The sequence below is a fragment of the Massilia sp. 9I genome, from assembly GCF_902506415.1.
In the GTDB taxonomy this organism is placed as follows: Bacteria; Pseudomonadota; Gammaproteobacteria; order Burkholderiales; family Burkholderiaceae_D; genus Telluria.
Window position 1 is genome coordinate 335522 of the sequence record NZ_LR733275.1, and the last position, 13792, is coordinate 349313.

13 protein-coding genes are annotated in these 13792 nt (G+C 64.1%); 9 read left to right on the forward strand and 4 right to left on the reverse strand.

Annotated features, from left to right (window positions below; genetic code table 11):
• Positions 1-148: 148 nt before the first annotated feature.
• Positions 149-877: a Crp/Fnr family transcriptional regulator gene (locus GV068_RS01560; RefSeq protein ID WP_159695680.1), complete on the reverse strand. Its 729-nt coding sequence runs from the start codon at positions 875-877 to the stop codon at positions 149-151.
• Positions 878-1074: 197 nt separating this feature from the next.
• On the opposite strand from GV068_RS01560, the gene GV068_RS01565 reads away from it, so the two are divergent.
• The 6 genes from GV068_RS01565 to GV068_RS01590 all read left to right on the forward strand — a co-directional run bounded on the left by GV068_RS01565 (position 1075) and on the right by GV068_RS01590 (position 7140).
• Positions 1075-1860, forward strand: coding sequence for a glycine zipper 2TM domain-containing protein (locus GV068_RS01565; protein WP_201303229.1), 786 nt, complete (start codon positions 1075-1077; stop codon positions 1858-1860).
• A 178-nt stretch (positions 1861-2038) separates the two neighbouring features.
• Entirely contained in the window at positions 2039-2266 is a 228-nt protein-coding gene (locus GV068_RS01570) for a hypothetical protein (protein WP_159695681.1), read from the forward strand.
• Positions 2267-2370: 104 nt separating this feature from the next.
• Positions 2371-2517: a lmo0937 family membrane protein gene (locus tag GV068_RS01575; protein WP_020652694.1), complete on the forward strand. Its 147-nt coding sequence runs from the start codon at positions 2371-2373 to the stop codon at positions 2515-2517.
• Positions 2518-2625: 108 nt separating this feature from the next.
• Positions 2626-3294, forward strand: coding sequence for an OmpA family protein (locus tag GV068_RS01580; RefSeq protein WP_159695682.1), 669 nt, complete (start codon positions 2626-2628; stop codon positions 3292-3294).
• A 309-nt stretch (positions 3295-3603) separates the two neighbouring features.
• Complete coding sequence (locus GV068_RS01585; RefSeq protein WP_159695683.1) at positions 3604-6462, forward strand: TonB-dependent receptor; 2859 nt, start codon at positions 3604-3606, stop codon at positions 6460-6462.
• Positions 6463-6561: 99 nt separating this feature from the next.
• Positions 6562-7140: an NUDIX domain-containing protein gene (locus GV068_RS01590; RefSeq protein ID WP_159695684.1), complete on the forward strand. Its 579-nt coding sequence runs from the start codon at positions 6562-6564 to the stop codon at positions 7138-7140.
• A 30-nt stretch (positions 7141-7170) separates the two neighbouring features.
• Here GV068_RS01590 and GV068_RS01595 read toward each other — a convergent pair whose 3' ends face one another.
• The gene (locus tag GV068_RS01595) at positions 7171-8007 is read right to left on the reverse strand and encodes a branched-chain amino acid aminotransferase (protein ID WP_159695685.1); all 837 of its coding nucleotides are present in this window, start codon (positions 8005-8007) and stop codon (positions 7171-7173) included.
• Positions 8008-8132: 125 nt separating this feature from the next.
• Here GV068_RS01595 and GV068_RS01600 point away from each other — a divergent pair, with 125 nt between their 5' ends.
• Positions 8133-10238: a site-specific recombinase gene (locus GV068_RS01600; protein ID WP_159695686.1), complete on the forward strand. Its 2106-nt coding sequence runs from the start codon at positions 8133-8135 to the stop codon at positions 10236-10238.
• Positions 10235-11623 (forward strand): cardiolipin synthase, encoded by a 1389-nt coding sequence (gene cls / locus GV068_RS01605; RefSeq protein WP_159695687.1) that lies wholly within the window; start codon positions 10235-10237, stop codon positions 11621-11623. Before GV068_RS01600 ends, cls begins: the two co-directional genes overlap by 4 nt.
• Positions 11624-11750: 127 nt before the next feature.
• Here the strand turns inward: cls and GV068_RS01610 are convergent, their stop codons facing one another.
• Both GV068_RS01610 and GV068_RS01615 read right to left on the reverse strand, forming a co-directional pair.
• Positions 11751-12587, reverse strand: coding sequence for a metallophosphoesterase (locus tag GV068_RS01610; RefSeq protein ID WP_159695688.1), 837 nt, complete (start codon positions 12585-12587; stop codon positions 11751-11753).
• 13 nt (positions 12588-12600) lie between these two features.
• A complete protein-coding gene (locus GV068_RS01615) occupies positions 12601-13353 on the reverse strand; it encodes a phosphatase PAP2 family protein (RefSeq protein WP_159695689.1) in 753 nt (250 codons plus the stop codon).
• A 162-nt stretch (positions 13354-13515) separates the two neighbouring features.
• On the opposite strand from GV068_RS01615, the gene GV068_RS01620 reads away from it, so the two are divergent.
• Positions 13516-13728, forward strand: coding sequence for a hypothetical protein (locus tag GV068_RS01620; protein ID WP_159695690.1), 213 nt, complete (start codon positions 13516-13518; stop codon positions 13726-13728).
• Positions 13729-13792 lie beyond the last annotated feature (64 nt).

Here is a 13792-nt window from a genome sequence, read left to right on the forward strand (position 1 = left end):
TTTTGTCTGTATGGTCGGGTGTGGTGTGGATGCGTTCGTAGGGTGGTCGGCTATGGCGACCGCGCGTTCAGCCAGTACAAGCATTGCGGCAAATCATCCGGACGTTGGGCGCGTAGTCGGCGAAGCCGACTACGCGCCCCGGACCACCCTACATGACTTCGTACGCCGGCTGAGTCGCCGCTTCCTTGACGATCGCGTAGCAGGTGCACGAGGCCGCCGCCAGGCCCTCGGGATCGAGGATCTCGATATTGCCGCGGCTGTAGAAGATCAGCCCCTGCTGCTGCAGTGCGCTGGCGGCCTTGGTGACGCCGACACGGCGCACGCCGAGCGCATGCGCCAGGAACTCGTGGGTGAGGTGGAATTTGTCCGACTGCAGGCGATCCCGCGTAATCAGGAGCGAGCGCGCCAGTCTCGCTTCCAGCACGTGGAAGCGGCTGCACACGGCGATCTGGATCGCCTGCGCCAGCAGGGTATCGGTGTAGCGGTAGAGCACCCGTTGCAGCGAAGGATTGCGCGCCACCTCGGCGCGGAAACGGCTGCTGTCCATGCGGCTGGCGCTGCCGGCGCGCTGGACGATGGCGCGGACCTGGGTGGTGTCGTGACCCAGCGCCACGGTGGCGCCGACCATGCCTTCACGCCCGACCAGGCCGACCTCGAGTGTCATGCGCCCTTCGGCCACGCCCATCAGGGAGATCAGGCAATCGTGGGGAAAGTAAATGTAGCGCAGCGGGTCGCCGGCCTCGCACAGCACGTCGCCGAGTTCGACGGTGACGGGGTCGAGCAGCGGCAGGATCTGGGCCAGCTCCTGCGGCGGTAGCGCGGCCAGGAGCAAGTTACTGTTGTGTTCGGCAAGCGGCGGCGGTGCGGCAAAGTTCATCGGTTTCTCGCGTGGGGACTGCATAACCCAGACCGTCTGTCGGATACATTTGCAAACAATTTTGATCAGCGTAACCGCCCCTCGTGGCGTGGTATGTACGGTGACGCACGGAACCGCTTGTTGTTCCTGGGGACAATCATTCAATGAACAGGCCGCCCGTCTTTGTTACCGGGCCAACACTCTTGAGAGGACGCATTATGAATACCTCACCCAACCCGTCCGTGCGCGGACGCATGCACCCGCTGATGATCCTGGCCGCGCTCGCGGTCCTGCTGTTCTGCCTGGTGGGTACTGCCGCCATCCTGGGCTGGATTCCGAACTCCGTGGGTGGCAACAGCGAACGCCAGCTGAGCGACGCCGAGCGCCTGGCGCTGGCCTCGTCCCTGCCGGAGGGCGCAGCGCAGCCGGCGCCTGGCGTGGTCGGCGCAGTGCCGTCCCAACAGCTGGCCCCGGGCTACGTCCAGCCTGCCACCAGCGCCGCGCCGGCGGTCCCGGTCCAGAACTATGCACCGGCCGCCGCCTACGCCCCTGCCCCGGCAGTCGCGGCCGCCGCGGCAACCGCGCCGGCAACCGTGTATGAAGAGCCGGTGAGCAAGCCGGCCAGAAAAGCGGTCCAGGTGGCCGCCGCCGACAACGGCCGCAACTGGTGCTCGAACTGCGGCAACGTGGAATCGGTCCGCGCCATCAAGCAGCGCGCACAGGGCAGCGGCCTGGGCGCCGCCGGCGGCGCCGTGATCGGCGGCCTGCTGGGCAACCAGATCGGCGGCGGCACCGGCCGCACCATCGCCACCGCGGCCGGCGCGATCGGCGGCGCGGTGGTCGGCAACCAGGTCGAAGGCAATATGAAAGCCACCACCAGCTACGAGATCCGCGTGCGCCTCGACGACGGCACCCTGCGTACCTTCCGCCAGAGCAGCGCGCCGGCATGGCGCAGTGGCGACCGTGTCCGCATCGTCAAGGGTCGCCTGCGTTCGGTCGCGTAAATCAATCACTTGCCGCTAAAAGCCGGGAATGCACAAGCATCCCGGCTTTTATTTCGCCAGAATAATTTTCTGCTGGGCAATGTGCGGCAGCGCACGGACCAATGGATGAGCTAACCCGACAATGGATCCACGCTATGAAGCGCGCGGTGCACAAAACAACCACCAAGGGGGAAGCATCATGAATAGCATGGCATGGATCGGCATCATCGTCTGGGGCGTGATCGTGGCGGGTTTCGGCCTGCTGTCGGCGCATCCGCCGGGCGAAACGAGCGCGGGCGGCCTGCAGCCGCAGGACGTGGTATTCCTGGTGGCGGGCGGCCTCGTGACCTGCCTGATCGGCGTGACCGGGCTGCTCGGCTTCATGGGCTGGATCCCCGGCCTGCGCGCGGACAAGGGCGCGGCCTGATTTTTTTGTCAATAAGTACGCCATCGTACAGAGGCCAGCAATACGCATTGGCATACTGGAATCACGACGCTAGAGCGCGGAAATTCCAGTAAAGGAGCAACATCATGCTATATACAATCGCCGTCATTCTGATCGTTCTGTGGCTGCTGGGCCTGGTGACTTCGTACACCATCGGCGGCTTCATCCATATCCTGCTGGTCGTTGCCGTGATCATGATCCTGGTGCGCCTGATCAGTGGACGAGGCATATAGTTGTTAGCGGTTAGAACGTTTGAATTCGTTGTTGCAGTACCCAATCCGTTTCGCAGTCCTGCCCTGACGGCGTGATTGCGAAGCGGATTTTTTGTTAAGGAGACCACCATGCATACCAAACTGACCAAATCCGTCATCGCCGCTTCCCTCGTGGCCCTCACCGCCACCGGCTGCGCCGACATGAGCCCGACCCAGCGCGGCACCGCCCAGGGCGCGGGCATCGGCGCCGGCCTGGGCGCGATCATCGGCGCCTCCACCAGCGGCGGCGGCGGCGGCCGCGCCGCGCGCGGTGCGGCAATCGGCGGCGCCCTCGGCGCAGTGGCCGGCAACATCTGGTCCAAGCGCATGGAAGCACAGAAGCAGCAGATGGAACAGGCCACCCGCGGCACCGGCGTGCAGGTCAGCCAGACCTCCGACAACCGCCTCAAGCTCGAGATCCCGAGCGACGTCTCGTTCGACACCGGCCGTTCCGACATCAAGTCGAACTTCCAGCCGGTGCTCGACCGCTTCGCCAGCACGCTGCAGGAAAACCCGGCCACTACCGTGACCATCATCGGCCACACCGACAGCACCGGTACCCCGGACATCAACCAGCCGCTGTCGGTCGACCGCGCGGCCCGCACCCGCGACTACCTGGCGGGCCGCGGCGTGAACCCGAACCGCATCACCATCGAAGGCCGTGGTGAGCGCGAACCGATTGCCTCGAACGCCGACGCATCCAGCCGCGCCCGCAACCGCCGCGTCGAAATCTACGTCGCGGAGCGCGCGCAGGGTTGAGCATGGCGTGAATATTCACGCTGCTGTCTAGATAAGGGCCGGCCTCGCCGGCCCTTTTTCTTTATCTATGAATAAGTATTTCTTATGCATCGCGAACTAATCCATAAGGCGCACCAGCATCTCCCATGAGCCGCGCTCATGGCTGTGGCAATTAACAAACAAATTACCAAACAGATTTGACTTTTGTCTGTCCGAAATGCTCTGATGTTGCCCTTCGGTGAATATTCACATTGCCGAAGATGTCATCAACTAGAGTCAGACGCCGCGCCGTCCGCGGTCGCGGTTGTGTTTCAGAGTTTCGGAGATATTTTGTCTAAGCAGCAGCAACTCGTAGTAAAGCGCAGCGTCATCGCTGTCGCCGTAGCCCTCGCTTCTGGCGCCGCGTTTGCCCAGCAAGCCGCAGAAGCCCCGGTCCAGAAAGTGTTCGTGACCGGTTCGAACATCAAGCGCGCCGACAAGGAAGGCTCTTCGCCGGTCGCCACCATCAATGCCAAGCAGATCGCCGCCACCGGCGCCAACACCGTGTCGGAACTGCTGCATTCGATCCCGGCCTTCGGCTCGGGCACCTCGAACGACATCACCGACGGCAGCTTCTCGAAAGGCGCCTCGACCGCCTCGCTGCGCGGCCTCGGTTCCTCGTCGACCCTGGTCCTGTTGAACGGTCGCCGCATCACCGCCTCGGCCTACGCCGACCCGAACCAGGGAAAGTCGGCAGTGTATGACCTGAACACGATCCCGGTCTCGGCCATCGAACGCGTCGAGATCTTCAAGGATGGCGCTTCGGCCGTGTACGGCTCGGACGCGATCGCCGGCGTGATCAACTTCATCACCAAGACCAACTACCAGGGCGCGGAATTCACCGCCTCGACCAGCGCCAACGACAACCTCGAGTTCGCTCGTCGGAGCGTCGCAGGCGTGTTCGGCTTCGGCGACCTGCAGGAAGACCGCTACAACGCCTTCCTGACCTTCGACCTGTCCTCGCGCGACCGAACCGGCATCCGCGATGCCCGCGACGTCAAGCAGCACATGTACGCCGACATCAACGCGCGCCTGAACGAATACGGCAGCTACGTGTCCGACCAGCCGTTCTTCTTCCGTGAACGCACCGCCGGCGCGCGCAACTTCGCCACCACCCTGGCCAACGGCGCGGACATCATCAACCGCCTCGGCTGCGACCCGTCGCAGCAGATCACGGGCAACCGCGACCGTCACAACCTGACCGCGACCTCGCTGCTGAACGGCCGTACATTCTGCAACTACGACACCTGGAGCAACCAGGAAGCGCAGTCCAAGGGCAACGACGCCAACGTGCTGGGCAAGCTGACCTACCAGCTCACCCCGGACGTCACCGCCTTCCTCGAGGCCGGCGTCACCCGCACCGAGCGTGAATACACCGGCAACTCGTCGACCCTGAGCACCACCTCGCCGACCACCGTGTTCCGCGCCAACGGCACCGCCAGCGACTACCAGCTGATCCTGCCGGCCGGCCACCCGGACAACCCATGGGCCAACTCGCGCGCCGCCCTGGCCTACCGCTTCAGCGGCATCGACGGCGGTTCGAAGAACGTCAACACCTCGGGCCGCATCCTGGCCGGCCTGAAAGGCACCAGCGGCCAGTTTGACTGGGAAACCGCCGTGCTGCTGAACCGCAGCGAGCGTACCGAGACCATGAAGGGCATGCTGTACCGCCCGACCATCGACCGCATCGTCAGCGAAAACCGCACCCTGGCGCAGACCGCGGCCGACCCGAGCGTGGCGCGCAACGTGATCAACAAGGGCTACGCCCAGGTTGCCCAGTTCGACGCCAAGGCATCGACCACGATCGGCCAGCTGGCCGGCGGTGACATCGGCCTGGCCTTCGGTGGCGAAATCCGCCAGGAAAAGCTGTCGCTGACCCCGGACTACGAGACCCAGGTCGGCAACATCATCGGCCTGGCGAACTCGCTGGTCGACGGCAGCCGCGTGGTGAAATCGGCCTTCGTCGAACTGCGCACCCCGTTCACCAAGAACTTCGAGATGGACTTCGCCGGCCGCTACGACAAGTACCCGACCGAATCGAGCTTCGTCCCGAAAGTCGGCGCCAAGTTCATCGTCAACGACAAGCTGACCTTCCGCTCGTCGTACGCCGAAGGCTTCCGCGCTCCGGCCCTGTCGCAGATCGCCCAGGGCGGCGTCCAGTCGTTCTCGACCGTCACCGACACCATCCGTTGCCCTGACGGCCAGAACCCGGCACTCGGCGGCACCTCGGCCGACTGCTCGCGCCGTATCTCGTCGATGTCGAAGGCCAACCCGGACCTGAAGCCGGAAACCTCGAAGAGCTTCTCGTTCGGCGCGATCATCGCCCCGACCAAGAACCTGGACATCCTGATCGACTACTACCGCATCCGCAAGGAAGACGAAACCGCGCTGCTGCCGGCCGGTTACGTGGTGGACCACCCGGACCTGTACCCAGGCCTGGCCGTGCGTGACAACAGCACCGCCAACCTGCTGATCGACGCCGCTGGCCGTCCGATCCCGGGCACCGGCCCGCTGACCGCGGTCAACCGCTACTACGTGAACCAGGGCGCAACCGAGACCTCGGGCCTGGACTTCGAAGTGGCGCATCGCCTGAACCTGGGCGACAACGGCCGCCTGACCACCAAGCTGGACTGGTCCTACGCGCTGACCTTTAAGCGTTCGGAGCGTCCGGGCGAGCGTGAAGCGAACATCGTCGGCTCCGCCGGTGGCTACTCGGACTGGGCGACCACCGTGGGCGACATCCCGCGTCACCGCGCCAGCCTGTCGAGCAACTGGTCGAAGGGCCCGCACTCGCTCACCGGCTCGGTCGACTTCGTGTCGCCGGTCTCGCTGCTGCGTCGTACCGACAACTGGGTCACCTACGCGACTCCGTACTGCCACTACGGCACCCTGGCGGACGGCAAGACCGCTCCGGGCGGCCTGCCGAAGTTCAGCAACTGGGTGAGCGATTGCTCGATTCCTGAGTGGACCACCTTCAACGTCGCCTATACCTACACCGCCTTCAAGAACTGGACCCTGTCGGGCAACATCAAGAACCTGTTCGATACCGCGGCGCCGTACGATCCGCGTTACCCGACCGAAGGCTTCAACACCCAGCTGCACAACGCAATGGGCCGTTACTTCCGCCTGAGCGCAAGCTACAAGTTCTAATCGGACTCTTAGCTTGAACGAAGCCGCCCGGTGCAAACCGGGCGGCTTTTTTTACGCCCCACGGCTATAGTCGTCGTCAACCGCATTGGGAGCTTCTACATGCATCACGACGACACGATCCGCATCCAGCACCAGCACACGCTGTCCAACGACTACGCCGAACTGAAAAAAGTCATCTACGAACAGCGCCGCAGCAGTGGCGAATGGCAGCAGCAGACGCGCGAGGTCTACGCCAATGCCGGCGGGGCGGCGGTGCTGCTCTACAACCCGTCGAAACACACGGTCTTACTGACGCGCCAGTTCCGCATCGGCGCGCATCTGGCGGGCCACGACGGCTACATGATCGAGGTCCCGGCCGGGATGCTGGACGATGCCGATCCGGGCGAACGGGTGCGCGCGGAGCTGTGCGAGGAAACGGGTTTTCGCGGACATGGGCTGCGCAAGATGATCGAGTTTTATCCCAACCCCTCCTCCCTGACGGAATCGGTGCACTGTTTTTTGGGCGAATACGGGGAGCGTGACCGCCGGGGAGAAGGCGGCGGCAAGGAAGAAGAAGGTGAGGACATCGAAGTCCTGGAGATGGACGTCGACGAAGCGTGGAAGCAGGTGAAGAACGGCGGCATCGTGGATGCCAAGACGGTGATACTGCTGCAGTTCCTGAAGGACGAATTATCGTAACGTGGGCGGCAAAGCCGCCCACCTTACCGATTACGTGGTCTCGGTGAAGGCGAGATAGAGCTCGCGCGCACGACGGGCGACCGGCCCCGCCTCCAGCGTGCGGTCTTCATAGCGCGTGCATGGCGTGACCTTGCCATAGTTGCCGGTACTGAAGATCTCGCGCGCCGCCAACAGCTCTTCCGGAGCCACGCTGCGCTCTTCCACATGCACGCCTTCCGACCCCAAGAGCGCGATCACGCGCGCGCGGGTGATCCCGGCCAGGAAGGTGCCGTTCAGCTTGGGCGTCACCACGGCGCCATCCTGCGCCACGATGAACAGGTTCGAGGACGCGAATTCGGCCACGTTGCCATCGGCATCGAGCATGATCGCCTGGTCGAAGCCGCGCGCCTTGGCCTCGCGCATGGCGCGGGTCGAGTTGGCGTACAGAGCCGAGGCCTTGGCGTCGGTCGGCGCCATGCTGGCCTGGGGGCGGCGCAGGGTCGACAGGCAGCTTGAAAAACCGGCGAAAGGCGGCAGCGGCGCATCGAACAGGGTCAGGGCGAACTGGCTGGCCTCGGCCACCGGAATCAGGAAACCCTCGGTGCCGAACACCAGCGGGCGGATGTAGAGCTCGGCATCAGCCGGGAACTTGGCCACGCCTTCGCGTACCAGCGCTTCCATTTCATCCACACTCAGCGGGCAGCGCAGGCCCAGCTTCTCGGCGGAGGCAATCACGCGCTCCAGGTGCGGGCGCAGGTCGGGCAGCTTGCCGCGCATCGCGCGCGCGCCGTCGAACACCGAGGAACCCAGCCACAGGCTGTGGTCCATTGCGCCATACAGCGGCACATTGCCTTCAGTCCATTCGCCCTTGAAATAAGTCAGGTACATACTTGCCTCTCTTCCGTTGATACAGCCCGTCAGTGTACCGCTTTCAGCTGGTTCATTGTTCGGTGGCGAACCATACGGCCGCGATGCCTCGCGTACACTGTAGCTTTCCAGTGTCAACACCGTACATGCTCCACATTCTCGAACGGATCGATCCCGACAGCGACCGCATCGACCTGCTGGTCGACCTGGTCGATTGCCTGCGCCCGCGTAACCGCTGGGTCTGGCAACAGGCGGACGATCCGGCGCAGGCCGTGCGCACCCTCACCCAGCTACTCAAGGGCAATCCTGCCCAGGCCTGGGCGCTGCGGCGCTACATCACGACCATGCTGGAGCGCCGCCGCCACACCAGCCTGTACAGCGACATCGGCATCCTGTCCAACGACGGCTTTGTCACCGAACTCAAGCGCCGCATCACCTACCGCTTCCTGCCGCCGGCGCTGAACGACCTGTACTTATCGGACGCGCTCGACCAGGTGCTGTACGACGAGGAAGACTACGAGTGGATCTGGATGGTGCCCACCGCCGACTGGATGGAACTGTTCGACGTCATCGCTGATGCGCCCCCACCGACCGACGCGACGCCGGACCGGGCGCGCTACGTCACCCTGATGGGTCTGCTGGATGCAATCCGCACCCTGTCCTGCCGCATCTGCGCCCTCGGCCTGGAGCCGCGCCTGGTGCACAGCTACAGCGAGATCGAGGATTTCGATTCGCCCTTCCTGATGCAGAACATCGAGGTCAACCGCTACCTCGACGAATACGGCCGCTACCTCGACGGCAAGCTCGAGCAGCCGGAAGACGCGCGCCACCTCCTGGTGATGCTCGACCAGTGCGGCGAGGTGGTGGCCAAGATCCGCCGCAGCGCGCAGTCGAACGGCACCAGCGTCGCCCTTACCTATTTGCTGGTGGCCCTGCAGCAAAGCATCGACCGCCTGCACAAGCTGCTCTACCTGGTCGACGTCAGCGGCGACCTGCCGAGCGCGCCGACGGTCGACCTGGAAGCGGTCGCCAGCTCGGTGGCGAGCCCGGGCGGCCTGGTGGCCAGCGACCGCCGCCTGGCCGCGATCGCGCTGGCCGAGGAACTGATCGAAGCCCACAACACCAAGTACCGCGTCCGCGGCCTGCTGCGCGACAACGTCGACCTGCTGGCGCGTAACGTCACCGAGAACGCCAGCCGCACCGGCGAACATTACATTGCCGAGACCCGGCGCGAGCTGCGCCACATGTTCGTGGCCGCCTCCGGCGCCGGCTTCATCGTCGGTTTCATGGCGATGTTCAAGATCATGCTGGGCTACCTGCACACGGCGCCGCTGGTCGAAGCTTTTCTGTTCAGCATGAACTACTCGCTGGGCTTCATCCTGATCTATGTCCTGCACTTCACGGTGGCGACCAAGCAGCCGGCCATGACCGCCCAGCACATTGCCGCCTCGCTGCAAAAGGCGGACAACGGCCGCGGACTCGACGTCGACAGCCTGGCGGTGCTCGTCACGAAAGTGTTCCGCACCCAGATCGTGGCCGTGCTCGGCAACGTGGTGCTGGCCTTCCCGGTGGCCTGGCTGATCGCCGTCGGCTATCAGCTGCTCAACGGCAGCCACATGGTCAGTCCCCTCAAGGCGCACCACCTGCTGGCCGACATCGATCCCTTCCACGGCCCCGCCCTGTTCTACGCGGCCATCGCCGGGGTCTGGCTGTTCGTGGCCGGCCTGATCTCCGGCTACTACGACAACAAGGCCCTGTATACCCGCATGGGCCAGCGCGTGCGCCAGCTGCGCGGCCTGCGCCGCTGGTTGGGCGCGGCGCGCCTGGACCGCTTCGCCGGCTACATCGAGGACAACCTCGGCAGCCTGATGGGTAACTTCTTCTTCGGCCTGATGCTGGGCATGACCGGCTTCGTCGGTTTCCTGCTCGGCCTGCCGCTCGACATCCGCCACGTCACTTTCTCGACCGCCAACTACGCCACCGCCCTGGTCGGGCTCGACTATGCACTCTCTTGGCGCCAGATCGGCACTGCCGCCGCCGGCGTGGCGCTGATCGGCACCGTCAACCTCCTGGTCAGTTTCGGGCTGGCGCTGTGGGTCGCGATGCGCGCCCGCAAGATCCGCTTCAAGCGCGGCATCCTGTTGCTGCAGGCCCTGGGCCGCCGCTTCATCAGCGCGCCTGTCGAATTCTTCCTCGGCCCCAAGGCCACCACCCCAAGCAGTGAACTCATCATCATGAGGGACACGAAATGAATAAGAAGCGCTTGAGCACTTTCCTGGCATGCCTGGCCTTAGTCGGCGTGATTGCCTCCTGCAAGAGCCTGCCCGACGCCGAGACCCTGCCCGACAGCCCGTCCAAGGCGGTGCCGACGGTGGCCACGCCGCGCGGCATGCTGGGAACGAAGCAGGCTTCGCAGCTGCTGGCCAAGCGCTGGGCGAATGCCTCGCCCGACCTCAAGCAGCTGGCGGTACTGGAAGAACAGGCGACCGGCGCACCCCTCATCCCCGGCAACAAGGTGACCCTGCTGTTCGACGGCCCGGCCACCATGCGCGAAATGATGGCGGCGGTGCGCGAGGCCAAGACTTCGATCAATCTCGAAACGTACATCTTCGACCGCGACCCGATCGGCCTGCAGTTCGCCGAACTGCTGATGGAAAAACGGCGCCAGGGCGTGGTGGTGAACATCATCGCCGACGCCGTCGGCACCCTGGCCACGCCCAAGGAATTCTTCGATCGCATGCGCGCGGCGGGCGTCAGCGTGATGATCTTTAACCCGGTGGACCCGACCAAGCGGCCCGGCAACTGGCAGCTGAACAATCGCGACCACCGCAAGATCATGGTGGTCGACGGCAAGATCGGCTTCACCGGCGGCATCAACATCAGCGAGACCTATGCCAACAGCTCGCTGTTCCGCTCGCGTAAGAAGCCGGAGACGGTGGACAGCGAGCAGGTCGGCTGGCGCGATACCCACATCCGCATCGAAGGCCCGGCGGTGGCGGCGCTGCAGTACGCCTTCGTCAACAACTGGGTGCACCAGGAGGCCGGCGAACTGCCGCCCGCCGAATACTTCCCGCGCCTTGCGCCCGCCGGCGACAAGGTGCTGCGCGTGCTGGCCACCTCGCCGGACCGCGATTCCGAGATCTACAAGTCGCTGATGGTGGCCATGAACGAGGCCAAGAAATCGATCCACATCACCTCGGCCTATTTCGTACCGGACCAGCAGATCGTCGACTCCCTGATCGCGGCGGCCAAGCGCGGCGTGGACGTCAAGCTGGTGCTGCCTGGGGTGTCGGACCACGACCTGATCAAGTACGCCGGCCAGGCCTTCTATGACCAGCTCCTGGGCGGCGGCGTCAAGATCTACCAGCTGCAGGTGGCGGTGCTGCACGCCAAGACCGCGGTGATCGACGGCATCTGGTCGACCATCGGCTCGGCCAACATCGACCGCCGCAGCTTCATCCACAACTACGAGCTGAACGTGGTGGTGCTGGACCCGGCCTTCGGGCAGGACATGGAGGCGGCCTTCAATGAAGACCTGCGCAGCTCGAAAGAGATCACGCTGGAGCAGTGGAAGCACCGGCCGTGGAAGGACCGGATCCGCGAGTTCATGGGACGCCTGGCCGAGTATTGGATCTGATTTTCGTAGGGTGGGCAGGTTTCCTGCCCACGCGTTCAACCAGCTATGGAATTGCCGCGCAGGCTGCAGCACCGTGACTTGAACGCGTGGGCGGCATAGCCGCCCACCCTACGGTAAAGCGATCTGTTTAAAGTCCGGCTGCCATCAGGCCATCGTTATGCGGCGTCCAGACATTCCCGGTGCGCAGGAACTTGTCGGTATCGACCAGTTCAAAGTGCCCGTGCACCACGTCCCAGCCGTAGCGGTCGATCTCGACCATCTGACTATCCACCCGCAGCACATTGAAGGAATTCACCTCGCCGCGCCCGCGGGTCGAGGTTGCGGTGCCGGCCTGCACCACCAGCGCCGCGTATTCGCTCAGCTGGTAGCGCGCCGCCGTGCTGCCGGCGTGGCTGGCATGCATGTGCCCGCCCATCAGGATGTCGACCCCGCATTCCGAGAAAGCCTGCATGGCGCGCGGCGCCCGGTTGACCAGGTCGCGCTCTTCGAAATGGTCCGGCAGGTCGAAGGGATGGTGGGCCACCACGATGCGGGTGACCTCGGCCGGCACCTTGGCCAATTGCTGGCGCACCACCTCCAGCTGGTCGCGGCTCACCTTGCCGTCCTTGATGGTGAACGAGCGCGCGGTATTGACGCCGACAACCGCGATCTCGTCGTCGATGTAGACCGGGTCGAGGTCGTCCGTGATGTAGCGCTTGTAGCGTTCGAGCGGCTTCACGAAGCGGCGGAATACGTTGTATAGCGAGATGTCGTGGTTGCCCGGCACGATGATCTGCGGGCCCGGCAAGGTGTCGAGGTAGGCGCGCGCCTCTTCGAACTGTTCCGGCTTGGCGCGCTGGGTCAGGTCGCCCGAGACCACCAGCACGTCGGGGTCGATGCGCTCGATCAGCGTGCGCAGCGGCGCGAGCAGGCCGTGGTCGACGCGACCGAAATGCAGGTCCGACAGGTGTACGAGTGTGCGCATCCTTTTTTCCTTATCAGATGTCTTGCTGCTCGACGGCTGCACTGGCGCGCCGCTCGCGCGCCCGCTTGCGCCGGTTGAGGGTGGCGGCGCCGGTGATGCAAATCGCCAGCCAGCCGCAGCCTTCGGCAAACGCCGCCAGCACGTCGGACAGATAATGGACTCCAAGATACATCCTCGAGAACGCGACCGTCGCCACCATGGCCAAGGCGAGCACGAAAGGCAGTACCCTGCCCGCCAACGACCTGGCATGGCGCGCCGCATAGCAGGCAATAAAACCGTACAGCACGGTGGCCCCCATCGCGTGGCCGCTGGGGAAGCTATAGGTACTCAGCTCCAGTAGCGGCTCGGCGAAATGCGGCCGCGCACGCTCGAAGGTGTGCTTCAGCAACACGTTCAGGATCTGCCCGCCTGGCACGCTAGCGACCAGGGCCACGATCCAGTAGCGGTGGCTCTTGCGGTACAGCCAGATCCCGACGCACAGGGCCAGGATGAGAATCCCTGGGGTGCTATGCACGTGCGTGACCACCAGCAGCACCTGGCGCAGCAGGTTATCGGTACGTGCATGGGCGTGCAGCCAGTTGGCCACTTCCACGTCGAGCTGGGTGATCGGGGCGCCGGCGACGACCGCGCCAGCCATCTGGGCGAACACGGCCATGGCAACCAGCAGCATGGCCACGCCGGCGGTCAGGTACAGGCCGTACTCCCCTTCAGGGGAAAAGCGGGCGGCGGCAAAGCGATGGAGTCGGGGAAGGAAGTTCTCGGTCATGCCTGGCTCGGTGGTTTCAGGGCTCGGGCTTGATATAAGGCCAATTGGCGAAAAAACCACGAAAATAAAAATTTACTGTACATCCGCACAGTAACTGTAGATTTATACAGTGGTTGTGATATTCTTTACTCACTTCAACGAATTTAATAAGAGGAAACAACCATGACCACTCTGAACAGCTCCTTCGGCCTGGAATATGCACCTGTCCCTTTTATGGTCCGCATCGGCCGTCGCGAAGTCCTGATCACCCGTGACTTCCGCAAGCGTTTCTATGCAGTCAACCCAATCATCGAGTGCGATACCGGCATCGAGCCGGGTCACCTGGAAGTCCTGCTGTTCAAGCGCTGGCTGCTGATCCTGTCCAAGGCTCATTAAAAAAGCGCATATTGTTAAGCGATTTAATTCGTTCCTTCAGGGGGAACTGAGCCTTAAGCTGAAG